The organism is Colwellia polaris (assembly GCF_002104515.1).
Taxonomy (GTDB): domain Bacteria; phylum Pseudomonadota; class Gammaproteobacteria; order Enterobacterales; family Alteromonadaceae; genus Cognaticolwellia; species Cognaticolwellia polaris.
In genome coordinates, this window is record NZ_NBOE01000004.1 from 26,399 (window position 1) to 53,393 (window position 26,995).

The following is a 26,995-nucleotide window of genomic DNA, read 5'->3' on the forward strand; positions in this document are numbered from 1 at the left end:
CGGTTAACTACATTGTTTAAAGTCGTTTAAAGTCGTTTAAAGTTGTTTGATAATTGTTTCGGCATTACTAACTTCAAACTTCTGTGGCTGTTCAACATTTAATGTTGTTACAACGCCGTTTTCAATAATCATAGCGTAACGTTGTGAGCGTAAACCACCAAAAGTGGCGGTATCCATTTCAAGGCCTAAGGCTTTTGTGTAGCTACCATCACCATCAGCAAGCATCATTAGATTTTCAGCATTTTGCGCTTTACCCCAAGATGACATTACAAATGCGTCATTAACTGCCACACAAATAATCGCATCAACGCCTTTGGCTTTGAATTCATCAGCTAATACAACGTAACCCGGTAAATGAGTTTCTGAACACGTAGGGGTGAATGCGCCAGGTACGGCAAACATAACTACTTTTTTGTTCGCAAATAATTCAGCGGTTTTGTGGGTGAGCATTTCACCATTTTTTAATTCTTGTAGCTGCCCTTCAGGCATAGCTGCATTTAAAGAGATCATAATATTTCCATTATTGTGTAGTGAATTAGCACCCTTACTTTATAGTGTTAGGGTAATTTTATGGTGTGGTCTAAAGCTAAGTACTGTTTAAGCTAGTGTAGAATAATGTATAGCACAGCGCACGAATTAGATGGAATTAATTAACCACACTTTGCGTTAGCTAGCTAGCTAGCTTGCTTTAAGGTATCGGAAATACCTGATATATGGCTATTAACATCTTGAGTTATTTTCTCGGCAAGTTTTTGTGATTGATTCACTTCTTGGTCAACATTACTCATAGCGGTTTCAAACGTAATGAACTGTTCTCGCTGGAGGGTAATTTGTTCTAAAGTGTTTTGAGCGACTTCAGCCGAAACTTTCGCTTGGCCTGTAACCTCTATAGCCGTTTGTTGAAGTTCATCGGCAATGTTTTGTTGATTGGCTGATGCGGTTTCTATATCAATAATGGTGGCTTGAATTGAGTTGGTCGCGCTTTGTAATTGCTCAAGCTTCGCTGAAATTTGTTGTAATGACTCTTGTGTTTTACCGGCTAACTGTCTTACTTCATCTGCGACTACCGAAAAACCTCTACCGTGCTCTCCAGCTCTTGCTGCTTCAATAGCGGCATTTAATGCCAGTAAATTTGTTTGATCGGCAATCGCGGCAATAACGTCAACAATCGAGGTTACACTATTTACTGATTGAGAAAGTAAAGTAATGGCGGTTTTACTTTCCTGTGCAGCCATATTGGTTGACTCGCTGGCTTTTAATACTTGTCCAACACGGGCTTGGCTCGCTTCCATTGCTTGTTGAGTGGCTTGTGCGTTACTTACAACCTGGCCAGATAAGTCGTTAACGGTTTCAGTAGCTTGTCCAAGTGCTGCCATAATCTCACGTGCGCCTTGTACGTGGTCACTGGTACTTGCAGACGATTGGTAAATATTTTGTACTTGGCTTTCCATGGCTTTAAGTGCGCTTGCTACTAGGTCAAGCTGATGCGCTTTTTGTCTGTCGTCATGGGCAAGCTTATTTACCATTTCATTAAAACTTGACGATATTTCACCGAGCTCGGTTCTAGCAGAAATCCCTTTAATGTTATCTACTTTGCCTTGCTCAACCAAGGCGACAAAGCTATCGCGAAGCTTGCGCAAAGGGTTTAAAATAACCGTACGTTGTAAGACATAATTAGTCACAAGAAAAATAATTAAAAATGCCGTTAAGCCACAAACAATCCACATAAGTTGATTATTTAATGCTTGTTGTTTGCGAGTAACTGTTAATTCGCCAATAAGAATAATTTGCTCTAATGCTTCAACGTCTTCTGCTAGCTGTTGCAGACCTTTTTTACTACTTAATTTAAGTGCTAAGGTATTATTAACCTCATTAAGATAGCGACTGTTGATTGAGCGTAGTTCATTTATTGCATCGTTTGCTAAGTCTTCATTATCTTCTTCATCAGCAAAAAAATCATCTTGTTCCACATCAGCATATATAGCTAAAGCAGGCATTTCTTCTAGCTTTGCTATTAAACTCTGTAGCTCAAGTGTAATAACCTTCATATGCGTAGCGTTAGAAGCACCAGTAAGAAATAACTTTTCTCGGCTATGTATCAGCTCATTAATGCTTTTAGTAATTAATTGAGTGTTTGTTAAGTAATTGAGGCGCTGTTTAATACTCAGTTTATCACTCACTTGTGCATAGCCAGTCAAATTATAAGAAAGCGCTAGCATGTCTTGTTCTGAGTTTCTTAGTAGAGCAAGAGGGTCTCCACTGAGTTTTCCTAAGGCGCGATATTTTGTGCTTATATCATGATCTAGCTTTACCGTTTGTTGCTCAATCTTAGCCTTTAAAAGAGGAAAGTTAAGTTGTGTGCTTTGCTGTTTAATGTATGTTAATTTTTGCTGTGCTTGAGTTAATAAAGTTGCATCACCAGAACGCAAATATTGCGCAATGGTACGATAGAAGTTAACGGTGGTTGCGGACTTTAGCTTTTGATAGTCGGCAAGTTCTGCGCGGCTAGATGTGAGTGAACTACCAACATGGAACATGGTTGTTAAAAAAACGATTGCAAATAAGCTGACCGCAAAAACGGACACTTTTGAAAAACTTGAAACCCGCACTAGCATTCAACCTTGTAAATAACGTTTTTAAAACATGCTAAATTTTTACCTTTTTATATGACAGTTACGTTACGGCTAGGTGACACAAATGTGACAAATTTAAGATGATGAAACTGATATAGGCCTGATACGTTACTTAGCAGAACTAAGCGATTGTATGTATGCAAGATGTTAAGCGCAGTAAGGGGAAGGTCTGAATATCGCTTATGCTCCTAAATGCAAGGTGTCGCTGAACCCAAAGCATGACATAAGCCACAACTAAAAAACAAGGACTTAGCAACACTGTAAAACCATACAGTGACATAAAATATAACCATACTATGACAAATAAATAACCAAATAAAAATATTTTATTTAATCTTGTAATAAAATTACATAAATATTCGAGAGAATTTATGAAGAAAAAGGCCTCTTCTAAACTTAAAATTTAGAAGAGGTCTGATCTCTGCCTGTGCGGCAAATGTCGGTTAACATAAACATCAAAACGATTGTTTTTATTTTCAGCTGCCTATGCGGCAGGTCACACGTTCAAGCATCAAATCCATACCTTTATCAAATTTTCAGCTGCCTATGCGGCAGGTCACCATGGCGAGCTTTTTGCTATTAGTGTTGTGATATTTTCAGCTGCCTATGCGGCAGGTCACAATGAAGAATAAGCTTATTATACATTGTAATCATAAGATTAGATTATAAATGATAATTATACCAAAAATATTCGTATTAAATATAAATGATGATTATCAATTGGTTAGCTTATTACTTTAAGATTAGGTTAAATATTATTAGTTAAAGTAGATAAGTCAGGAACCGTTCCTTGAAACTTCTTATTCGTTGCGAAACCATAACTACCAAAACTTTGTTCACCTTTAAAATCTACGTATTCTCGTTGTATATGGAGAATAAAATCTTCAAGATTGCAGCTACTACTCATTGGAATCCGGTGAAAAGTATCTAATTCCCTTGTGTAAGACGACTTTTTAGGGCTAAAAACTTCGCCTCTTGCCAGTGCCCTTTTTTCAAGCCGCTTGAGTCTTCTCCGGCTTTCACCTACAAAAATTTTAGCTACTGATTGATTTCGCTTAAACCTAACCTCTTTACATTCATTTGGTACAACACAAACGTCGCTCAATTTAAAAAAGCCACAGTCTTTCATATCTTGAAAATAGGGTTGTTGTTTTAAACTATTTAAAGTCACATCATCATAGTGGATGAAAGCAATTTTATTTCCAATTGTGTTATCAGACCAAGCAGGAAGCGATACTCCCAACCCTTGAATATTATTTTTGCAAATAAAACCATGCATAATCGAAATGCAGCGACCGGAAAGTAAAGGGAAATTGGCTTCTTTTGGACAAAACTCCACCATAAAATAATGCCGTAACATATTACCCCTTCTTTGATTCAAGTTTTTTCTGAAACAGTCCGCCCTTTATTAACACTGAAAACATGTAATATATGTTTGAGTTAATAGTGTACTTTGTCGTTGTGTTTTTTACGTTTAGCTCGTCAATATATTGTTCAGTATTTTTCAATAAGTGATAAAAATTTCTGCCTGAATCAGGAGGGCGACGAGTTACACTAAGTTCCTTATCAGCACCAAATTCATGAACTCGTAATCTTTTATCTGCATCTTCATCCCACCAATCGTCAATTGATTGGAGTGCCGCGCCTACTTTTACCGAATTGAAACTCACAGCATAACGTCCGTCTATACATTTGGTTTTTACAAATTGTTTAGAAGCATCGCCTTGTGCTGGCTTGTCGCTGAGAATTTGGCTTGGGTAAATCTCCTGACAAAAAGCAGTCTCAATCTTCGCGGTTATATCTGCACTCCAAAATATATTCGGATCGATTAATGCGTTTTGCATTTCATCACTTAATTCATTTAATACGTTTTGATCTTCAGAAGGCCATGAACTTTCCCATGCAACTTTACGGGTATTCCTTATTTTATAGGAGTTTCCTGAGCTGGTTTTAATCTCAATTTCGGTGTTGCCAGTATTTTGATTACGCCATAACCAAGTACCAAGTAAAATATTTCTACAATAACGAGTTGCTAATTCTTTGTAGCCACCACTATCTGTAAATACTGTTGCTAGTTCTTTTAGTAAAGAAAATACTTTAGGATCACTACAGCCAGAGGGCTTTAATGAATTGGCTTGCACTCTTAATGAAAAACGACAATAAACGTGCTCTACATTAGGAGGAACATAACACTCTTCAAGCGTTAAAATATTATTATGAGTTAAATCTTGAGGAGCTAATTTCTTGGGTGAAAATTGTGGAGTAAAGGCTTCAGTAAAACCTGCTTTTGGTCCGCGAATCTTATTAATGTCAGCCTCAAGAGGAATAAAATCATTATCTTTTGTCTTATAAAAGAAAACAGCTTTACCAGGGTAAAGCGAGCGATCGTATTTTAATATATTGCATATATCCATAAAAGGCCTTTAGTTTAAACTCCCTTCATTAGCATAAACTGTTCTTTAGCTTCTAACATCCAAAAACCATGATTAAAGTAAAAGTTTTTCCCTTTTAATCTTATATTAATGGCTGTGATATATTCAACTAATCCTATAGCTGGCTCAGCATAGCAATGTAATTCTTCTAAAGACCCACACCTTTTTTTAGGTTTATCTAGTAGTAAATATCCAAACATAATAGGGCTTAACTTAAGATCATTGTTGAGCAACAAAAGCAACTCATCTAAGTCACAGATTTTATGTTTTGTTGGCATAACCCATCGACCAGATAAAGGAAGACGTTTTAGTTTTTCAAACAGTTTATTTTCATCGTCATATAATCTACACCAATTAATAGCTAAATCTAGCTCGGGTGGATGCATCACACCTCCAGCAAAAGTTGTTGGAAAGTGCGCTTTAAGCATTTCAGGTTGTTCATCGATTAATAATAAATCTTCTTCATTGCCATCTATATGAATTACTAAATCAAACACTAAATCGCAATGCTTATTATCTATAATACCTGGGCGCTTAAGCTCATTTTGCTTTGCTCCTTGTAACCGCATTTCAGGTAACTTTTTACCTGGCACATTAGAATAATCTTTGATAAACCAAGAAAAAGAAGTAAATCTTACATTTGTATCTAGTGCATTATTTAGTTTTCGTTGGTAATGATGCATCATTCCCCAAGCAGCTGTTAATGACGGCGTACCAGCACAATACGGGTTTGATAATGCTTGAGCATCAAACACCCTTATATCCCGTAAATGTAAGTATCGATATTGTTCTTCATTATCGTGAAAAGCTGGTGAGTTATCGATAATGGCTGCATTACTTAACAGCCACTTTAAACTCGCTTTTATAGACCCTATTAATTTAGGGTGAAAGGCATACTTTTGAGTTGATGTATCGTGTGAAAACATTGCATTTAACACACCAAATAAAGGATTAACTAACTCGGGCAAATCATCATCTAATGTTGTTAACAGCTGGTACTCTAACGTATCAGAAATTTTGTCCAATTGTTCTAATTGGCTTTTATTTTCAATGATACTAAAACGCCACTCAAAAATAGGAGACAACCACTCAGACAAAGCATTTCTGACAGCCTTTATACAAATCACTTTTTGCTGTCTGCGTTGTTTAAGTGCTAATGCATTACCATTATATATTAGGCCATTTAAAGCATTAATAAAGTGTGTTGTTGTTAAAGCGATAAGGTTAAATACACTTTGTCCATTTTGCACTTTTAATCGACGAGAATCATGCAAACCATGGTGTTTATTATTGAAATACAACGGATAACTTAATGCCTTAACAACGCCTCCAAGGGACGCGACTAATTGACTTACGGCGGCTGACCTAGTGAATTCAATTTGGCTGAATTTTCCATTCTTGTTTATAGCAGCTTGTTGTATCTTAGATTGCAGCACATGGCTAACAACTGGTGTAACGGCTACATAACCATCATGGTATGGCATTCTAACTTGGGGTGAGTATCTATCGACAGTATCTGGGATCATTACTTGTGGTAAAAAGCCTTTAACTCTACCGCAGATATTTATAAATAATTTAACTTGCATACCAAGTGATTGAAATGCGGCTTTCCATTCTACTTCGATTGGCTGTGCAGCTAAAATTTCTGCAAGACAACATTTATTTCCCTGCCAATAAAAATAACTAACAAATAACTTAACTAAATTTACTTGAGCTGAATTATGGGTCCATCCGTAGGCTCTATCATAATTTGCACTACTCAAAACCAAAGGATGTAACATGGGTGAATCAACTACTAAGTTTTGTTTACTGACTCTAATATCAGGATATTTCAAGTTATGAGTATGAAACCACTGAAGTTCATCAATACATTTATTAAGTAGGCTTTCATTATTTAGCGCTTTCTTGGCTAGTTTTTTATCAAGTAGGTTATCAATTTGCACCTTACGGTAAGTGAGGTTTAACAGAATAGTTAATGCGATTGATTCATAACCTGTAATGTCTATTTCTTCTGTATAAGCGCTAAAAGCACGCCTTAAAGATTGATCGCGATCTGGAACACTTTCAATAGCTAACAGTTCTTGTAAATGCATACCCATTACCAAGCCGACAAGTGCATTTTAGGTTTATCGTCACCAAAGCTAGATTTATACTCTATTACTTGCCTTAAGAAAAAGACACCAGTATGGGGATCTATTCTGCTATTCATTTTTTGACGAAAAGCATTTTGCAAAATACCATCTTGGTATAACCTATAAACTTGCTCATGTGACGTACCTAAAATTATCGCTACCTCAGTCACGCTCACTAACATATCAGCAACATTAGGCTTTTTCGATTTAGGATTGTTTGCAACTAAACGAATTAAATAATCAATTAGCGCTATTCGAATGAAATGACGCTGACCTTCTCTTTGAATACTATGTGGTACTGATAAAATAACCTCACCGAAAATAAATCGAAATATAGTTTTATTAAACATCTCAATCAACTTCATATTAGCGTTTTTACTTAAATGGTCTAATTCGTTATATAAATTTTCAGGCCACTTACTAAAGAAGGTAGCTGCATCATTTAAACAAAAGTTATCTATGCAGCTATATCTTTCTTGATACCAAAGTAATGCCGCAAAACGTTGGGATATTGTAGTCTCACGAAACAATGGATTATCAATTAAAGTTTCGTTATTGAGCAGGTTATGTATTAACTCAGCATCTTTACGCTTTACAGTAATAGAGGTTGTATTACTGTTGGTAGCTGAGGCCAAATCAAAGCCACATAAACAATGGGCAATTGATTCATTTTCAATATAATTTATAGGTAAGTTACAGTCGGGACACTGATGGATTAATGTACATTTATGTTTAGTGCAAATGTTTATCCATCTTATGTGCCAACTTTGTTTTATATAGGGTTCTTCAGCTAAACATTGAGGGCATATAGGTAGAGAGCATTCTCCATCCGCGCCATTAGAACGAATAAACTTTAATGGGATATCGATACCATCACGATGAACTGCAACGGACGAGTTAAACTTTTTATCTGATTTTAATAAAGCAAGTTTTTGCAATTCAAAACGAGGGAGGTCTAACAATGTTTCCAGAAGACCGATTGCTCGCATTCTAAAGTGGCTATTGTGTTTAGCGTGGTAAACGTTCAACCTTTTTAAATCGATTGGAAAAGCACCATGGGCATCAAAGTCGAGTTCATGAAGCGCTTCCCGAATAGCTAAGCTTAACTGTTCGTATGAGTCAAAAAAATTTTCTGAAACAACACGCAGTAAATAGCTTTCTAATGTTTCATCAGAAAACGCACGAACTTTAGGAGAAAATAAAAAAGCCACGCCACACACCAAAACTTAGTAAACCTAAGTTTAAGGTAAGGCTATTTAATGAAAATTGCAAGTGAGTGAAAAAATAAACTATTGAGCTAAATAGAGTGCCACTTTAATGCTATTTGTTTCTCTTGTTTTTAGTCATCTTTAAAGAACTGACCACACTTCGAATAAGGCAGGTACTCTTACGTAACAATTTAGTACCTGGCTTATAGGTTCTTAATGTTGAAATAATCTCAAACAAGCGTAATATCATGAGGTTAATTCTGCGAAAGGAGTATCGTTTAAGTAAATTAGCAGCACCCTGCCATGTAGTACAAATACTCCCCCAGCACTCATTATTGAAAACCACAGATTAGCTAATCATTAACTAATCTGTGTAACTATTGGAATAGTCATGAACCAAACCGAACAGCAATTTTTAAAAAGCCTTGAAAATAAACTCTGGACAGCAGCAGATAAGCTGCGTTCTACGCTCGATGCATCACAATATAAGCATGCTGTACTAGGCCTACTTTTCGTAAAATATGTATCAGACTCATTCACTCTGCGTCAAAATGAAATCAAAACTGATATTGCCAACCCAGAACATGAATATTACTTAAATCCTGAAGACTTTGGTGGTGAAGAAAGCGAAGAGTATTTAGCTGAAGTTGCCGCTGAGCTTGAAGTGCGTGATTTTTACACTGAAAAGAATATTTTTTGGTTACCAATAGAGTCACGCTGGCAGTTTCTGCAAGACAATGGTCCATTAGTGATTGGTGGTGCTGAGCTAGATATTGGTGATAAAAAGAAAAAAATCACCTCAGTTGGGCATTTAATTGATAACGCATTAGAAGCCATTGAGCGAGATAATATCAAGTTAAAAGGTGTGCTTAATAAACACTACTCACAACTTAAAATTGACCAAGCTAAACTTAATGAACTTATCAACCTTATAGCAACTATCCCGTTTACTTTTAAAGATGATAACGCGTCACTTAACAGTAAAGATATTCTAGGGCATGTGTACGAATACATGCTTGGTCAGTTCGCACTAGCCGAAGGTAAGAAAGGGGGGCAGTTCTATACACCAGCTTCAATCGTAACGCTCATTGTACAAATGATTGAACCCTTTGAAGGCCGAGTATACGACCCTGCAATGGGTAGCGGTGGTTTCTTTGTGCAATCTGAAAAATTTATTGAACGCCATGCTGCTGAAAAGCAAATTGATGCCGTTACCCAAAAATCGCGAATCTCTATTTACGGTCAAGAATACAATCACACCACATGGCAACTTGCCGCGATGAATATGGCAATTCGTGGTTTGGATTATGACTTTGGTAAAGAACCTGCCAGTACCTATACCAACGTTCAACACCCCGATTTACGTGCCGATTTCATTATGGCTAACCCGCCATTTAATATGAAAGAATGGAATACTGGCGTTAACGATAACGACCCGCGTTTTAAATATGGCACACCACCTGCGGGTAACGCTAACTTTGCTTGGTTACAACACATGTTGCATCACTTAGCGCCTGACGGCTCACAAGCATTACTTTTATCCAATGGCTCTATGAGTTCAAACACCAATAACGAGGGTATTATTCGCCAAGCGTTAATTGAGAACGACTTAATCGAATGTATGGTCGCCCTACCAGGGCAATTGTTTACTAATACTCAAATTCCTGCTTGTATTTGGTTTTTAACCAAAAATAAAAGTACTCGTGTTGATAAAGCTGGTCGAAAATTGCGTGACAGAAAAGGTGAAGTGTTATTTATTGATGCCCGTAACCTTGGCTACATGAAAGATCGTGTATTACGTGATTTTAGCTTTGACGATATTCAAAATGTGGCTGATTTATTCCATGCATGGAAAACAGGCGAAGTCGTTAACCATGTTGTTTATGAAGACCAACTTGGTTTTTGTAAATCAGTAACTATAGGTGACATTAAAAAGCATGATTTTGTCTTAACCCCCGGCCGTTATGTTGGCGCTACAGAAGAGGATGATGACGGTATCCCTTTTACTGAAAAAATGGTTACGTTAACAACTAAGTTAAGTGAACAGTTTGCTGAATCGGCAATCTTGGAAGCTGAAATTAAGAAAAATCTTGCGGGGTTAGGTTATGAGCTTTGATAAGCTACCTCACGGATGGAAATTTATTTCTCTCGAAGATGCCATGGAAGCGATTATTGATTATCGCGGAAAAACTCCTAAGAAAACGAAATCAGGAATACCTCTTGTCACAGCTAAAATAGTTAAAGGGGGATATATTCTTGAGCCTTTTGAGTTTATTGCAAATGACAACTATGACTCATGGATGGTTCGAGGATTGCCAAAAATTGGTGATGTGGTTTTGACGACGGAAGCCCCATTAGGGGAAACTGCACAGCTAACAAGTGCCAATGTGGCGCTAGCTCAGAGAATTGTAACCTTGAGAGGGAAAAAGGGGCTATTAGATAATGATTTTCTATTATGTGCCTTACAAAGTAACTTTGTAAGGCACCAATTAGAGTCTCGCTCATCGGGGTCTACTGTTAGAGGTATAAAACAAAGTGAACTAAGAAAAGTTAGCTTGCCTGTCCCACCATTAACCGAACAGCAAAAGATAGCTCGAATTCTGAAATCTTTAAGTAATAAATTAGTATGCAACACCCAAACAAACAAAACTATAGAAGCAATGGCGCAAGCCATCTTCAAATCATGGTTTGTTGATTTTGACCCCGTGAAAGCCAAAATTCGCAATGAACAACCAGAAGGAATGGATGCCCTCACCGCTGAACTATTCCCTGACAAACTAGTAGAGTCAGAATTAGGCTTGATTCCTGAAGGTTGGGAAGTAAAGCCTCTTTACGATATTGCTGAATATATTAATGGTGCTGCATATAAAAAATTCGAGCCTAATACTAACGGCTTAGGTTTTCCTATTGTGAAAATAGTTGAATTAAAGTCAGGCATCACTGATAAAACAGGTTTTTCCACAGTTAAAATGCCTGAAAAATACAAATTAAATGATAAGGATATTCTGTTTTCATGGTCTGGAAATCCTGATACGTCAATTGATACTTTTATTTGGGCTTTAGGGGAGGCTTGGCTTAATCAACATATTTTCAAAGTTATTCCAAAACCAATTATTACTCGTAATTTTTTATTAAGTTTGCTTAAGTCTATGCGGTCAGTTTTTGCTGAAATAGCTAGAGATAAGCAAACTACAGGGCTGGGGCATGTGACTGTTAAGGATTTGAAACGTTTAATGGTTGCGTTACCTTCGAAAGAACTCCTAGCAAAATTTGATGATGCTGTAAGTGCAATTATTAATCAACAGTTCAACCTCGTTAAACAAACTCAAAATTTGGAAAAACTCCGTGACACTCTGCTCCCTAAGCTTCTTTCGGGTGAACTAGAACTCACTAATGAGGAGTTAACAGATGAAAGCTAGCTCACCAGTTGAAGTAGAATTGTACCAAGAACAAGCCATTGAATACTTTATGAATTTGCCTGTTTGGCCCGAGTTTAATATCCATAATCAAAAAATAGATGGCTTAATTCCATCGTGCAGAGTTAATTCGTGGGAAGAGTTCGATCAAGTTGTTAAACACTACTGTGAAAATGATTTAGACGGTAGTTATGTGTTTAGAGGACAAAAGCATTACCTGTGGCAATTAGAGCCGACTCTTGACCGACTAGTAAAAGGAGCCGTAAAGGCTGATTTGGCTGATAAGCATTTAAGTAACTTTAGGCTTTCAACAAGGGGTAGATTAAACGATAAAACTATTTTAGACAAAGATAGTGAGCTGTGGGCTTTAGGACAACATCATGGCTTAGCTACGCCTTTACTTGATTGGAGTTTATCACCTTATGTCGCACTTTTTTTTGCGTTTGAAGGAGAAGATGATGCAACTTGGTTTGAAGCTAGTGGTGATTGTAATAATTATAGTCGGACAATTTTTATATTAAACAAAGCATTTATTCAAGATCTCGGATTAGGTGAATCAGAGCCTGACGGTACGGTTTTGAAAATTGTAGAACCATCAATAGATGACCACGGAAGGCTTGTGAATCAAGCAGGTTTATTTAGCCTCGCCCCATATGGTGAGACACTAGAGTCATCTTTATATGAACACCTTGCAGATTCGGGAGTTGATGTAGATGACGTAAATGAAGTGTCAAAGTACATCTGTAGAATACACATTCCTAATAAGCCAGATACGCGTTTTTCATGTTTAAAAAAACTACGAAAAATGAATATTCATCACGCCAGCTTGTTCCCTGATTTAATTGGCTCATCTGGTTATTGCAATGACTTGATCCGTGATGCTATCAATTCCTCAATAAAAAAATCTGAAAGTGTGCAATTTGATAAGTCTGCCGAGGAAATCGTAAAAGAAACACATGTAAGTTCGCCGTGGGCTATGCATAGGTTACCCAATGATGTTAATGGACTATTGTTACAAGCCCTTATTGTTGATGACAGTCTCAAGAGTAAAACTAACCCAAGTACCTTAAGTAAAGTTGTTGATGATCTTATCGACTTTATCAATGAAAAAGCAGGTGTTGATTGGTATAAAAAAGATTCTATGCTCGCTAGACTGAGAAATATAGTTAGGCGTTCATTACGAAGACAGCAATTCCCCGATGATTTCATAGATTCAGCGACTGAAGCATTAATATCTAAGTCGGCCGCAATGAGTGCTGATGTAGAGTCAATGTCATCTAAGGATGTTGAATGATTACAGAAAAAAAATTAACGTGGCTCTACTAAATAAGTAACCACCAACAACGATTAGCAATAGGAATACAGCTCAATGAGTGAGTTTTCATTAAACAGCCTTGATGACATCAATTTATTAAGAGAGTCATCTGAAATTGAATGCAAACTCGCCGGTGGTAAGGACGGTAAAGGCGCGGTTCCTAACGATATGTGGGAAAGCTACAGCGCATTTGCTAACACTGACGGTGGCTATATCATTCTTGGTTTAAAAGAAAAACAGCATCGTTTCTCAGTTGTGGGCATTGAAAACATAGAAAAAGTTAAAGCTGAAGTATTTAATCTCGCCAACAATACTAACAAGGTTAGTGTTAATTTATTGAATAACAGTAACGTTACCGAAGTTGAAATAAACGGTAAAAAGTTACTGGTGATTTATGTTTCTAGGGCTAAACGGCAAGAAAGGCCTGTGTATTTAAACGGTAACCCTATGGGTAATACCTTTAAAAGGGGTAATGAGTCAGATCAAACTATTTCCGGTGAACAAGTTAAACGTATGCTTGCCGAACAAATCGAAGACTCCCGTGATGATGAAGTATTGGTACACTTTAGTATGGCAGATCTCGATTTAGAAACCTTAAGAATATATAGGCAAACCTACGCTAATTTAAACCCTAACCACCCATGGAATGAATTAGATAACGCCTCTTTTTTACGCATGATCGCCGCATGGCGTATAAATAGAGAGACAGGACAACAAGGTCCTACTGTTGCTGGTTTATTGATGTTTGGCCTGCATACCTCTATTCAAGAAAAATTTCCGTATTATATGTTGGATTACCAAGAGCGGCCTGAGGCAAAAAAAGAATTACGCTGGGTTGATAGGCTAACGTTAGATGGATCTTGGTCGGGTAATCTTTATGATTTTTCTCGCAAAGTATATCGTAAGCTGATTGATGATTTAAAAATTCCTTTTAAACTGCGAGAAGGTACACGACAAGAAGATACACCTGTGCATATAGCGCTACGTGAAGCACTTGCAAACGTAATAGTGCATGCCGACTATAGTGGCCGCTCTTCTGTTTTAGTGGTAAAGCGCCCTGATATGTTTGGTTTTCGTAACCCCGGTTTAATGCGAGTACCTATTGATATTGCTTTGCACGGTGGGGAACCTGACTGTAGAAATCGTTTATTAGCGCAAATGTTCCGATATATAAAGTTTGGTGAACAAGCTGGGTCAGGAATTCGCCATATTTTAGATGGTTGGAAAAGTCAGCATTGGAAAATGCCGCTATTAAGAGAAGTTCTTGAGCCTAATGAGCAAACACTATTAGAACTAAGAATGATCGACCTTTACCCCGAAGAAGTTATTCAACTATTAAATGAAAAATTTGCTGATAAATTTACACAGCTATCGGAGTTAGAAAGAACTATTGTCATTACTGTTTATTCTGATTTGTATTTAACCCATCATCAACTTTGCACTCAAACGGCAGCTCATACCCGTGAGGTAACGTTAGCATTAGTTAAATTAAGCAAGATGGGGATTATCGACTCAAGCGGTGAGCAACGAAGTAAAGTATACCACCGACCAAATATTGAAGTGCCTACTCCTGATAATGTCGCGGGGCAGTTTCTAGCCGAGCACGAATTTGTGGTTAATCCTGAAAAGCCGACTGAAAACCCTGAGTTACTATCTGAAGATCCGGAGCTACCCTCTGAAAGTCCGGAGCTAAGCCCTGAAAGTCCGGAGCTACACAAAGAAAACCCAGAGTTATCAGATACACTTTGGCACGAACTTATGCGGGTAGGACAAGCTATCCGAAACCAGCACCGCCCCAAAAAAGAAGATATGGAGACTGTAATAATACAGCTGTTATCTATAGCTTCCAGCCAATATATTAGGTTATCTCAGTTTGCCGAACTATTAGGTAAAAATACTGATGCACTAAGAAAGAACCACCTCAACAGATTGCTAAAAGAAGATAAAATTGGTTTGGCTTTCCCTACGTCGCCTAACCACCCAGCACAAGGCTATAAGTTAAAGGAAGACGAATGATCACTGAAGACATTCTTAGTTACTTTTTTGGAATTTCCTTTTTATAAGAAGATATTATGGCCAGTTTATATCCGTCGTTAGAGAACATTGAGCGTTTAAAAGTACAACCTACTGAAGGTGAGTATCATTTATTACATTATTTAAATGAGCACCTCGATGACAGCTATGAAGTATTTTTTAACCCCTTTTTAGATGGTGATAGGCCAGATTTTATTATCCTCAAAGAAGGAGTTTCGATATTTGTTATAGAAGTTAAAGACTATAACTTAAGTAATTATCAGGTTGATAATTATAATAAATGGTCAGTTAAAAGCGCTCAAGGTACTTCACGAATAGCATCTCCGCAGTCACAAGCCTTTACCTACAAAAAGAATATGTATCAATTACATTTACCAGTTCTAGGGCTAGGGCAACTCACTAACCGTAACTTCTTTAACCTTGTTCTACCTTTGGTTTATATGCATAAAGGTAGTAAATCTCAAATTAATCAGCTTTATAGTCAGGCCGAAAGTGAGCTGAGGCAACAGTCACAAGATCTTTTCAAGCAACATGGCAGTAAGTCTATAAACCATGAAACCTATAACAAGCGTTCCGATGGTATTTCAGGGGTACAAAAACGGATATCTCGTGATAAGGCGATGGTATATGCAAATGATCAACTCAGCATGCTTATATCGAAAATTAAGAGCTTTAAGTCTCATGTGTTATTTGATGGGCGTGTATATGATGATCTAAAACGGCGTCTCATGCCATGTGAGCATGTTTTAAAACAAGGTAAGTTAATTCCTTTGGATGATAAACAAGCTAAGTTGGCACTGAGTAATATTGGCAAAGAGAAAATAAGGGGCGTTGCCGGTTGTGGTAAAACCGCCATAATTGCCCAGCGAGCTGTCAATGCGCGTAAAAGGCATCAAGAAAGTGTACTTATCATCACATTCAACATTACACTCAAGAATTTAATTAAAGATAGAATCAGTGATATTTTAGGTTATAGAGATGAGCAGAATTTTGCTGTTACTAACTACCATCAATTCTACAATTCTCAAATCAATGAAACCGGACAAGAGCTCAGTGAATTGATAACGCGTTTTGGCTTAGAAGCTCTTTATAAAAAAGATTGCTTTGAAGACTATACATTATCACGTTATCAAACGATTTTAGTTGATGAAGTACAAGACTTTGAGAGTGAGTGGGTTAAAATTATTAGAGATAACTTTTTAGCCACTGACGGGGAAATGGTTTTATTTGGTGATGCATCACAGAATATTTATGAGCGAAACAATGAACGAGTAGCAGTTATAGCTCAAGGATTTGGTAGTTGGAAAAAATTAAATCGATCTTATAGAACAAGCTTTACGTCACCCCTCAATCAAGTTTTCAAAGGCTATCAGTCTAAGTATTTGATAGAAAAATATTCAGACTCTGAATTGTTAGAAACAGCGCCTGTTCAACAAGGACTGTCGTTTGAGGTCCTAGATTACCACTTTATTAGTGATAACTGGGCGGATCAATCATTTGAGTTGATTCAAAAAACTATTAGGGCTAACAACTTTAACCCTAATGATGTGGTTATATTATCCTCTAACATTTATCTTGTCCGTAAGTTAGCTGATAAATACCAAGGAGTTGAAAAGTTCCACTGTATGTTTGAATCTTATGAGGAGCTACACCAGTTACTTTCAATATATGACTCTACCACCACTTTGGATGAGTTAAAATTAATGTCCGAAAAAGAATTACGGAAAACTATCTACGGCTATAAAGAATTACAATCTGAATTGGAGCGGGCACGCCGAACCAAAAAGAACCACTTTTATGCAAATAGCGGTTTGATCAAGCTATCAACCGTGCATAGTTTTAAAGGGTTAGAATCGAAAACCGTATTTTACTTAATGGATGATAAAGATACGCCGGAAATTGTCTACACATCAATTACGCGCTCTGTGGAAAACCTTATAGTTTTGGACGTGAGTAAAGATAGCCAATTCTCAGGTTTTTTTAACCATAACATGAATAAATCAGATTAGGCTGGAGAGCTGTTAAATGATTACTGAAGATCAACTAGAACAACAATGCCTTGAATGGTTTCAATCGCAAGGGTATAGCTTTGCATGTGGTTATGATATTGCGCCCGATGGCTCGTCACCAGAGCGTGAAGACTATCATCAAGTAGTGCTCAAACAACGTTTGTTAAATCAGTTATCTGTTATCAATCCTACGTTACCCTTAACGGCACTAGAGAGTGTAGTTAATACGGTATCTAAACCAGACTCTTTAGTGCTAATTAAAAGTAACCGTCAATTTCATAAGTGGCTTATTGAAGGCGTTCCTGTTGAATATACCGGAACACAAAGCGACGGAACGACGGGTAGCTTGCATACTCATGTTCAGTTGTTCGACTTTAACAACACGACCAACAATGAATTTTTAGTTGTTAATCAATTTACGATAACGGGTACTAAAGGCAATCGACGACCCGATATTGTGGTGTTTATAAATGGTTTACCAATTTCAGTGATTGAGTTAAAAAATCCTGCCGATGAACATGCTGACATTTGGAATGCTTTTAACCAACTGCAAACTTACAAAGATGAAATTAGTGACTTATTCGCTTTTAATGAAGCGTTAATTGTAAGTGATGGTTGGATCGCGCGTGTTGGCTCACTCACAGCCAGTAAAGAGCGTTTTCTTCCATGGAAAACCATTAAGCATGAAGATGACAAGCCGTTACTAGAGTTTCAACTAGAGACTATGGTACGTGGGTTCTTTGATCAAGATATGCTGCTTGATTACATTCGTTACTTTGTTTTATTTGAAAGTGACGGTGACAACATCATTAAGAAAATAGCGGGCTATCACCAATTCCATGCAGTACGCGAAGCCGTTAAAGCTACTGTGATTGCCGCTAACTCAGCTGAAGGAGTGGGTGAGCGACGTGCCACTTACGGCAGTAAGGTTGAGGCTGGCTCAGGTAAAGCGGGTGTTGTGTGGCATACACAAGGCAGCGGTAAAAGTATTTCTATGGTGTGTTATGCCAGCAAGCTTTTACAGCAAGCTGAAATGAATAACCCCACCTTGGTTATTGTGACTGACCGTAACGACTTAGACGGACAATTATTTAATACTTTTTGTATGGCACAAGAAACGTTGAAACAAATGCCGCAGCAAGCTCATGACCGTGATTCATTGCGTGAATTGCTACTAAGTCGCCAATCTGGCGGTATTATTTTTACCACGATTCAAAAATTTGCATTACTGGCTAATGAATTAGAGCACCCTGTGTTATCTGACCGTGGCAATATTATTGTTGCTTCTGATGAAGCTCATCGTAGCCAATACGGCAATAAAGCCCGCTTAGTTGATGTTAAAAATGCGGAAGGTGAAGTGATAAGCCAAAAATATGTATATGGTTACTCAAAATACATGCGTGACGCCTTACCTTATGCCACATTCATAGGTTTTACGGGCACACCTATTGCTATGGATGATAAAGATACTCGTGCTGTATTTGGTGATTACGTGTCTATTTATGACATCCAAGATGCGGTTGATGATGGTGCAACAGTTCCTATTTACTATGAGTCTCGTCTTGCAAAATTAGAGATTAACCAAGAGCAAATTGAAGCACTTAACGATGACGTTGATGAAGTGCTTGAAGATGAAGAAGAAACCAACGTGCGCGAGAAAGCTAAGTCTAAATGGGCGGCATTAGAAAAACTAGTAGGTTCACAACCCCGAATTGAACAAATAGCCAAAGACTTGGTGTCGCATTTTGAAGAAAGAACAAGCACCTTTCCTGGCAAAGCGATGATAGTAGGTATGAGCCGTGATATTTGTGTTGATATTTACAATGCCATTGTTGCTATTCGCCCCGATTGGCACAGTGACGATACCGCTAAAGGCGCAATAAAAGTAGTTATGACAGGTTCAGCATCAGATAAAGCTGCGCTTCAACCCCATATTCATGACAAAAAAACCAAAAAACTATTTGAAAGCCGCTTTAAAGACATTGATGACCGACTCCAGTTAGTAATTGTTCGTGATATGTGGCTGACTGGTTTTGATGCACCCTGTTGTCATACTATGTATATTGACAAACCGATGAAAGGCCATAACTTAATGCAGGCTATAGCCCGTGTTAACCGTGTATTCAAAGATAAAGCTGGTGGCTTAGTTGTAGATTACATTGGTATTGCCAGTGAATTGAAAAATGCATTAAAAACTTACACTAACTCACAAGGTAAAGGTCAGCCAACCGTTGATACTGCGGAAGCTTTTGCGGTATTAGCTGAAAAAATTGATGTGATTCGTGGCATGTTTGCTACACCTGTCGATGGTAACACCTTTGATTATATTGATGACTTTGAATCTAAAGCGTTACAACTACTACCAGGTGCTGTAAATCACATCTCAGGATTAACGAATACTAAAGGTGAACGTGAAGGAAAACGCCGATTCTTAGATGTAATGGCGTCATTAACTAAAGCATTTTCTTTATGTAATACCTTAGATGCTGTTAGTGAATATCGAACAGAAATAGCGTTTTACTCAGCTATTAAAACTGCCTTCATGAAACACACTAAGGTTGATAAAAAACGTAGTGATGAAGATCGAAATTCAGCATTTAAACAAATTATTGATAACGCTATAGTCGCTGAAGGTGTTGATGATATATTTAAGTTGGTGGGCTTAGACAAGCCAAACATTGGTTTATTGTCAGAAGAGTTTTTAGAAGATGTTAAAAACATGCCTCAGAAAAATTTGGCGGTTGAATTACTTGAAAAGCTGTTAAGAGACGAAATAAAAGCGCGAATGAAAAATGATGTTGTGCAGGAGAAAAAATACTCTGATCGTATCATGGCAACATTACTGAAATACCATAACAGAGGCATTGAAACCGCACAGGTTATTGAAGAATTAATACAGTGGGCGAAAGAAATGGCCGCTGATTCTGAAATGGCGGATAAATTAAACCTATCTGTAGATGAAATAGCTTTTTACCGCGCTTTAGTTGTTAATGAAGAATCAGTACGTGAACTTGGCGATGATGCGTTAAGGCAACTCGCTATAGCGTTAACGGCGGAACTACGAAAATCTGCAACAGTCGACTGGCAAAAAAGAGACAGTGTACGCGCCCGAATGCGAAATCTTGTTAGACGTTTACTGCGTAAGTGGAAATACCCACCTGACAAATCATCTGAAGCTATTGAGTTAATACTAGCTCAAGCTGAAGTGTTAGCTGATAGTTGGGCTACCTAGGTTGTCGAAGCCATAATTCGTCAGTACAACGCTAAATAAACAGCTAAGCCAAAGTGTTTTTAGCTTAAATCTTAAATAGGAAGTATGAGATGAATAGGCACATGAATCTTTTTCGCTTTTATGGAGAAAGCGAATCAAAAGAGAAACTTGAAAACAATCTAACGAAAGGGTTAGCACTTTGCTTAAAATATGACCCTTCTTTATTGCACTCATTTATTGCTGAGATTGATCCACTGTACTCCAGTATTACCATTCCGCCTCAAGATAGTTCATTTTTTGACATTGGTATTCAGGTTCCTTCTAATGGATTAGAAGGTGAAAGAGTTATTGCTGTATCAATGACTGTTGATGATTACACTTCTGCACAATACGATGCAGTAAAAAAAAGATTAACCAAATCACCAATAATTGATCTCGTAATAACGTACGCAGACACTGTGATTATTTGTGAGATTAAACCCACCAATGAAAATTGTTTAGCTCAACTCAAGAATCAGGTTTTCAGTTATAAAAAAAATGCCAAAGAGACTTTTAAATCTTTTTCCTGGAAGAAGGTTGCGGCGCTCATAGAGAAAGTCACAAATGTTAATAAAAGTATGGGACAACCTAGCCATATATCGTCCGATTACCTCGATATGCTAAAAGGGCACTTTCCCATGTGGCATCAAATTAGTCGTTTAAATGAATTAACAATTCGAACTAAAAACCTTCAATATAATATCGAACAACGATTAATTGAAGTTTGTAGCTCTCTTAATGAAATGGAACTTACCGATTTTAAACGACGAATAAGCTTCCAATTAAAATGGGCAATGGCTACAGAGCTAAAAATTCAGACCTCTGAAATAAATGGCGCTATATGCCTAGAAGATATCTTTATTGAATTTTGTTTTTGGGCTGGAGATACCAAAAAGCAAGGACATGCGCTTTTTAAAGGTGATTATGCACAACAGTTACTTTTTAAAAAAAATATGACTATCAGAAATGAAGCTTTTAGTATTAATAGTGAACCATACATTAGAGTTTCTAGCTGGCAGAAAGGTATAGCATGGTTTGATAACATAAAAAAGGAAGATTACAGCCTATTTAATAAGTCTCTTTTTGATAAACTTGCAGGACGGTGGAGGGTAAAAGATTGGGCTAAAGTAGACAAATTAGTATCTAAATTTGATCTCGATTGGAAAGAGCAATCAAAATGGGACGATGAAGTAGAAAATTCAAATAGAACTCAAGTAGATATTTCGATGGGAGTTAGGACAAAACTTTACGTCCCATTTTCAACTCTGCGTAAAGCTGAATCTAAAAATAACGGCTTAAACATTAAACTTCGTGAAATTCTTCAAGCAATGAATACGGAGTTTGGCTCAATAGGCGGTTAATCGGGTGAAGCAATGGACAACCTTCCTTTTTAAAAAAAGATATAATTTATGACAGAACAATTTTTTGAAGCACTACATAATGGCGACATTAACACTGTTAAAATATTAGTTAGTGAAACCCCGTCGTTAGTTAATGAATTAAGCGCTGATAATCTTAGCCCTTTTGAATTAGCCTTGAATTCTGGCTTTACTAAGGTAGTAAACTATCTGATTAGTGCTCAAGAGTTTAACGTAAATCTTGATGGTCACAACCCTTTAAGGTTAGCTTTGGACTTAGGGTTCATAGATATTGCCAAACAACTTTTAGACCTAGGTGCAAATCCAAACTATCGTCCGAAAAAGATAAGTAGTGCTCTTTTACTTTGTTTAGAGAATGAATACTTTGAGTTAGCAGAGCTAATGGTAGAAAAAGGCGCAGAAGTTGATATTAGAAATGAAAATGGCTGGACGCCATTAATTTGGGCATCAATAAAGGGCAGAAAAGCTTCTGTTGAGTTTTTAATTAAGCATGGAGCGAATATCCACACATGCAATAACGATGGATGGAATGCAGTAACAGGAGCTTATTTCAAGCAGCACTTAGATATTGTTGAGTTACTAAAAGAAAAAGGAGCGGTATTTAGTGCTAAATATAGTGAGGCTGCGTTGCTTTCAGCTTACCAAAACAGTTACTTAGATATTGTTCATCAGCTATTAGACGACGGGGTAAACCCTGATGTTAAAGATGAAAAAGGGAATACCTTACTTGTTCTTACAGTCAGAAAGGGCGACGAGTCTACAGTTGAAAAGTTACTTTCTCTGGGTGCTGATGCAAATGCGATAAGTGAAAATAATAATCCTCTACTATCAGTGGCAACAAACAGTGATCACTTCACTATAGCGATCAAATTAATTGATGCGGGTGCTGATGTAAATAAAAGCGCTGAAGAAGGCTCCGTGCCATTGATCAGAGCAGCCTATAGTGGTGAATTTGAATTATGTAAAAAACTAATAGATAACGGAGCGGCACTAAATCATAGAGGCAATTCTGATTTCACGGCGTTAATGTTTGCTGCTCAGAATGGACACCTAGAAATAGCTAAGTTGCTGGTTGAATCCGGAGCTAGCGTCAATTTAAAAAATAATTTAGGAAGAAGCGCGAAGGATTTAGCTAATCAACAAGACTTTGGACATATCAGAAACTATTTAACAGAACATAGTGGTATATAGGCATGATATCAAACGATGTTGTATTTGATTCTGTTCGACGTGGATACAACGAACTTGAAGCCTCAAATAATAGTGAGATTATTGATTACTTTGAAAATATAGAGCCAGATGCAATGGTCGGCCATATTAGCAACATCAAAGGCATAGTGTTTGAACAAGAGGTGGTTAACGCTTTAAATAAACAAGGTTTTGATGCCATGATGTTCGAAGCTACAAATCACCCTATATCTGACATTGCACTCATGAGCGATGGTGATATTGCATTAGAAATGCAATTAAAAGCAACAGATAGTACGAGTTATATTAATGCCACGCTAGATCAACATTCTGATGTACCAATTATTGTGACAAGCGAAGTGGCAAATGGTTTTGATTCAGCAATGGTTATTAATTCGGGATTAGATAATGCAGCTTTAGAAACTGTAGTATCAAATACTTTATTGTCCGAAGGTACCAATGATGTTGCTATTGATTCGGTAAATGAAGGTCTCGGTGAAGTTATTGGGGAATCATTATTACCAATCCCTATCTCACCTATAGGCTTAATAGGTACTTTTATTGGTCTACCGTTTTTGTAACAAGTGTCTTACTTTTGATTATTCTGATTCTAGCATCTGAATAAGTTTACGTTTCCCTTCATCATCAAGTTTATCTATTAAGCGAGCTAAAACAGCGCTTTCTTCAGACTCACAAAAAAAGTAATTTACGGGCACATTTAGCTCTGCCGCTAATTTTTTTAAAGTAGCAAGATCAGGCATATGCCGTCCAGTTTCATAATGGTTCATGCGACCGCTTGCAGAACTAGGATCGATTCCCATTTTGATGCCTAAATCTTTTTGACTTATTTTCATTTGTTTTCGAGCCTCTTTAAGACGCTCTGTAAAGAAGGATTTAACCTGCACGGGTGTTTCATCTCAATAACTCTCAGTTAAAAAGGATTGTCTAGTTTTTACATCAACATGTATACTTAGGTATCCTAAGTTTATGGTTATTTGTAAGGTATAGCAATGAGTAAGAAAGTGAACATGAATGTATTTTTGCATTTCCTATTAGTAATCAAACAGATGAATAATTTCACTGTTGTTGAAGCTAGAGATGTTTTATTACATGAACAGTCAGAGTTTAATGATGCAGTTGAAACTAGAAAATTTATATATCGCCAATTAACACGAAATGTTGAAAAAGGGCTTTTAAAGCGTAGTAACGAATCAGATAATGGGAATAAAGAGGTTATTTATTCAAAAACAGCCTTATTTTTTACTGTTGAAATTAAATCTGTTCTTAGGGGTAATAAACCGAAGAGAGCTAAAGTTTATAATAAAACTTCTAGCGGCTCGCGCAAAGTAATCAAAGCAATTTGCTATCAGGAAGAGCTGCAAAAAGAACTCCTCTCTTATGAAATAGACTTTAATACAGTGCTTGAAGAAGCTAAAGAGTATAAACGTTTGACAAAGCGTTTCCCTAAACTAAACAAACAACTCCAGCAGCATTACACCCACGCTAAAGAAAAATCTATTAAGTTACTTGGGAAAATTCACGCTTTACAAAACTTGCTAGGTAAAAAAGAGATGGATCTTCAATCATGTTAAGGGAGTGGCAAAGAGAGTGCTTAAACAAAGTTAAACAGCATTACTATGGAAACCATAAACATTTTTTTTGTTTAGCAACACCAGGTTCTGGTAAAACAGTGCTCGCGGCAGAGGTTGCAGCCTATCTATTTGATGCAAAAAAAATAGATTTTGTAATATGTTTTTCACCATCTTCTGAGGTTACAAGTAGTATTAAAATCTCCTTTTCGAAACGACTCAATTGCAATTTTGATGGCGTGATTGGCTCTGTCGGTTGCTCTTATACATATCAAAATATGCGATTCTTTAATGATGATTATTGGCAGCTACTAAGAAAGAATCGAGTACTTGTTGTGTTTGACGAGATACATCATTGCGCAGGCTCTTCTATAGAGGATGCGAATGTTTGGGGGCAAGATATTGTTAAAAATATTCAAGAACAGGCTGCATTTACTTTAGCATTAACAGGCACTCCCTGGCGCTCAGATCTACTACCTATTTCATTGGCAACTTACAGTGACCCTGATAATCAGATTTTATGTAATTATATTTATTCATTGCAACAGGCTGTCAATGATGGAGTTTGTCGTAACCCGAAGATAGTTTTAATTGATAATGAAGAAATTTCTGTCACGACAGCAAAACAAGAAATAAAAACGTATCACTCACTAAAGGCTTTACTAAAAAGTCCATCAATTTCATACCAAGAACTTATTATGCATGAAGCTGTAATCAATTATATTATTGCTCAAGGTGTAAGTAAGTTAGTTACAATAAGGCAGCAAAACCCTAATGCAGCTGGGTTAATTGTAGCTTCTTCTGTAGAACATGCTGAACAAATATTCTTTTTACTTACTGAATCGTTTCATCAATCGGCGACGATAGTTACATACAAAGAAAATAACCCATCGGATAAAATTAATGATTTTCGTTTCAATGATACTCAATGGATTGTAAGCGTAGGAATGGTGTCCGAAGGAACGGATATACCGAGATTACAAGTTTGCTGTCATTTAAGTAGAGTTAAAACAGAGCTTTATTTTAGGCAAGTGTTAGGTCGTATATTAAGGGTCAATGAATTTCACAATCAAGAGGCTTGGTTATTTACTTTGGCTGAGGAGCAACTGAGTATTTTTGCAAATAGAATTGATCAGGAGTTACCTGATATTTGTGTTTTGAAAAGAAGCAATGAACTAGCTAATGAATTTTTTAAAGCTGATAGTAATAAGGCCGAAAAACTAATATCGAATAATATTCAACCTATAACAGATGTTAAATTACTTGGTGAACTTGCCACTTCAGATACATTGAGCCAAAAACATAACTTGAAAAGAGACATTCTTGAGTCAAGTTACTTACAGACCTTTGGCTGCTTTAGAGATAAGTTAATAGAAACGTTTGTTATGTTAAAAAGATAAGAGATTTACATATAGTAAAAATCAACTAATCTGTATGTAAATACAGTTAAACATGTGGTGGTTAATATGCTTGAAAAATTGGGAGGAAGTGATATAAAGCTTATTACGAAAGCCTTAATGCTTGCTGCTCAAGGTCATGCTGATCAACAGCGAAAATCTGATAAATCTCCTTACATAAACCACTTAATCGAAGTCATGTCATTGTTAGTGGAGTTAACGGATGATATTGCCCCGAGTGTTTTATGTGCTGCAATCTTACATGACAGCTTGGAGGACACTGATATTTCACAAAGTAAAATCTTAAATGAATTTGGGGCTGATACATTGGAAATGGTTAAAGCGTTAACTGATGATAAATCACTGCCATTGAGCAGAAGACGCAAGAATGTTCTAGCAAAGCTTCCTGCTGCTACCAACCACATTCGACGCATTAAGCTGGCTGATCTCTGCTCTAATGTATCCGCCATACCTGCTAATTGGGACGAGAAGAGACTTACAGACTACTTCTTATGGCTCGATCAGGTTGCAAAATTATGCAGAGTTTCATCTGAAGCTCTTTATCAAGAATATTTAGTCAGAAAACTAAACGCTACCCTACATCATAAAGTGCTGTAATCGGGCAGCTCTGTACTGATTGTTATATTGTCTAGTTGACGTGCAGTGACAATGATGTGTCATACTCAACAAAAAAGAATCATACTTTCGAGCTGTTGCTCTGGTCAAAAACAGCTTAGCTCCTCGTTATAAGTCCAACAAATTTTAGAACTTTTCGATCAAGAGCTGACCTAAATTAATCCTGAAAATGAGGCAAGTTTATGATCACTTTGATACGTTAGCCTTCGCTTATCTAGCGATATTTGAACCGAGACAAATCAGCCCTGCGTTAGATAATAGAATTGTTCTAAATTTCATCAGGAATCTATAAAGTCAAAAATTCTAATTTGATTAGAAAATACCAAAGCGGACATTAGATTAATATGATTTTAGGTTTTAAATTCTATGGCGCTTCG

General features: G+C 37.0%; 19 protein-coding genes. 12 read left to right on the forward strand and 7 right to left on the reverse strand.

What is annotated here, in order from left to right:
* Positions 1–36 precede the first annotated feature (36 nt).
* The 6 genes from B6A32_RS08515 to B6A32_RS08540 all read right to left on the reverse strand — a co-directional run bounded on the left by B6A32_RS08515 (position 37) and on the right by B6A32_RS08540 (position 8,408).
* Positions 37–489: a peroxiredoxin gene (locus B6A32_RS08515; RefSeq protein ID WP_408607668.1), complete on the reverse strand. Its 453-nt coding sequence runs from the start codon at positions 487–489 to the stop codon at positions 37–39.
* Between the two features lie 185 nt (positions 490–674).
* Positions 675–2,609, reverse strand: coding sequence for a methyl-accepting chemotaxis protein (locus B6A32_RS19265; RefSeq protein WP_158088470.1), 1,935 nt, complete (start codon positions 2,607–2,609; stop codon positions 675–677).
* 772 nt (positions 2,610–3,381) lie between these two features.
* Positions 3,382–3,993, reverse strand: coding sequence for a type I-F CRISPR-associated endoribonuclease Cas6/Csy4 (cas6f, locus tag B6A32_RS08525; RefSeq protein WP_085302930.1), 612 nt, complete (start codon positions 3,991–3,993; stop codon positions 3,382–3,384).
* Between the two features lies 1 nt (position 3,994).
* Positions 3,995–5,047 (reverse strand): type I-F CRISPR-associated protein Csy3, encoded by a 1,053-nt coding sequence (csy3, locus tag B6A32_RS08530; RefSeq protein WP_085302932.1) that lies wholly within the window; start codon positions 5,045–5,047, stop codon positions 3,995–3,997.
* Between the two features lie 14 nt (positions 5,048–5,061).
* The gene (locus tag B6A32_RS08535; protein ID WP_198946890.1) at positions 5,062–7,158 is read right to left on the reverse strand and encodes a type I-F CRISPR-associated protein Csy2; all 2,097 of its coding nucleotides are present in this window, start codon (positions 7,156–7,158) and stop codon (positions 5,062–5,064) included.
* 5 nt (positions 7,159–7,163) lie between these two features.
* On the reverse strand, positions 7,164–8,408 hold the full coding sequence (locus B6A32_RS08540) for a TniQ family protein (protein WP_085302936.1): 1,245 nt from the start codon (positions 8,406–8,408) through the stop codon (positions 7,164–7,166).
* A gap of 388 nt (positions 8,409–8,796) precedes the next feature.
* On the opposite strand from B6A32_RS08540, the gene B6A32_RS08545 reads away from it, so the two are divergent.
* The 9 genes from B6A32_RS08545 (at position 8,797) to B6A32_RS08585 (ending at position 23,577) form a co-directional block, all read left to right on the forward strand.
* Positions 8,797–10,521, forward strand: a complete 1,725-nt coding sequence (locus tag B6A32_RS08545; RefSeq protein WP_085302938.1) for a type I restriction-modification system subunit M — start codon at positions 8,797–8,799, stop codon at positions 10,519–10,521.
* A complete protein-coding gene (locus tag B6A32_RS08550; RefSeq protein WP_085302940.1) occupies positions 10,511–11,824 on the forward strand; it encodes a restriction endonuclease subunit S in 1,314 nt (437 codons plus the stop codon). Before B6A32_RS08545 ends, B6A32_RS08550 begins: the two co-directional genes overlap by 11 nt.
* Positions 11,814–13,115 (forward strand): FRG domain-containing protein, encoded by a 1,302-nt coding sequence (locus B6A32_RS08555; RefSeq protein WP_085302942.1) that lies wholly within the window; start codon positions 11,814–11,816, stop codon positions 13,113–13,115. The genes B6A32_RS08550 and B6A32_RS08555 overlap by 11 nt, the downstream gene beginning before the upstream one ends.
* Positions 13,116–13,190: 75 nt before the next feature.
* Positions 13,191–15,152, forward strand: a complete 1,962-nt coding sequence (locus B6A32_RS08560; RefSeq protein WP_085302944.1) for an RNA-binding domain-containing protein — start codon at positions 13,191–13,193, stop codon at positions 15,150–15,152.
* 56 nt (positions 15,153–15,208) lie between these two features.
* Positions 15,209–17,179: a nuclease-related domain-containing DEAD/DEAH box helicase gene (locus B6A32_RS08565; RefSeq protein ID WP_085302946.1), complete on the forward strand. Its 1,971-nt coding sequence runs from the start codon at positions 15,209–15,211 to the stop codon at positions 17,177–17,179.
* 16 nt (positions 17,180–17,195) lie between these two features.
* A complete protein-coding gene (locus B6A32_RS08570; protein ID WP_085302948.1) occupies positions 17,196–20,411 on the forward strand; it encodes a type I restriction endonuclease subunit R in 3,216 nt (1,071 codons plus the stop codon).
* A gap of 101 nt (positions 20,412–20,512) precedes the next feature.
* Entirely contained in the window at positions 20,513–21,790 is a 1,278-nt protein-coding gene (locus B6A32_RS08575; RefSeq protein WP_143327888.1) for a hypothetical protein, read from the forward strand.
* A 48-nt stretch (positions 21,791–21,838) separates the two neighbouring features.
* Positions 21,839–22,999: an ankyrin repeat domain-containing protein gene (locus B6A32_RS08580; protein ID WP_085302953.1), complete on the forward strand. Its 1,161-nt coding sequence runs from the start codon at positions 21,839–21,841 to the stop codon at positions 22,997–22,999.
* Positions 23,000–23,001: 2 nt separating this feature from the next.
* Positions 23,002–23,577: a hypothetical protein gene (locus B6A32_RS08585; RefSeq protein ID WP_085302955.1), complete on the forward strand. Its 576-nt coding sequence runs from the start codon at positions 23,002–23,004 to the stop codon at positions 23,575–23,577.
* 18 nt (positions 23,578–23,595) lie between these two features.
* Here B6A32_RS08585 and B6A32_RS08590 read toward each other — a convergent pair whose 3' ends face one another.
* Positions 23,596–23,850 (reverse strand): helix-turn-helix domain-containing protein, encoded by a 255-nt coding sequence (locus B6A32_RS08590; RefSeq protein ID WP_085302957.1) that lies wholly within the window; start codon positions 23,848–23,850, stop codon positions 23,596–23,598.
* Between the two features lie 156 nt (positions 23,851–24,006).
* On the opposite strand from B6A32_RS08590, the gene B6A32_RS08595 reads away from it, so the two are divergent.
* The 3 genes from B6A32_RS08595 to B6A32_RS08605 all read left to right on the forward strand — a co-directional run bounded on the left by B6A32_RS08595 (position 24,007) and on the right by B6A32_RS08605 (position 26,600).
* The gene (locus B6A32_RS08595; RefSeq protein WP_085302959.1) at positions 24,007–24,588 is read left to right on the forward strand and encodes a hypothetical protein; all 582 of its coding nucleotides are present in this window, start codon (positions 24,007–24,009) and stop codon (positions 24,586–24,588) included.
* Complete coding sequence (locus tag B6A32_RS08600) at positions 24,582–25,985, forward strand: DEAD/DEAH box helicase (protein WP_198946891.1); 1,404 nt, start codon at positions 24,582–24,584, stop codon at positions 25,983–25,985. Before B6A32_RS08595 ends, B6A32_RS08600 begins: the two co-directional genes overlap by 7 nt.
* A gap of 66 nt (positions 25,986–26,051) precedes the next feature.
* On the forward strand, positions 26,052–26,600 hold the full coding sequence (locus B6A32_RS08605; RefSeq protein WP_085302963.1) for an HD domain-containing protein: 549 nt from the start codon (positions 26,052–26,054) through the stop codon (positions 26,598–26,600).
* Positions 26,601–26,995 lie beyond the last annotated feature (395 nt).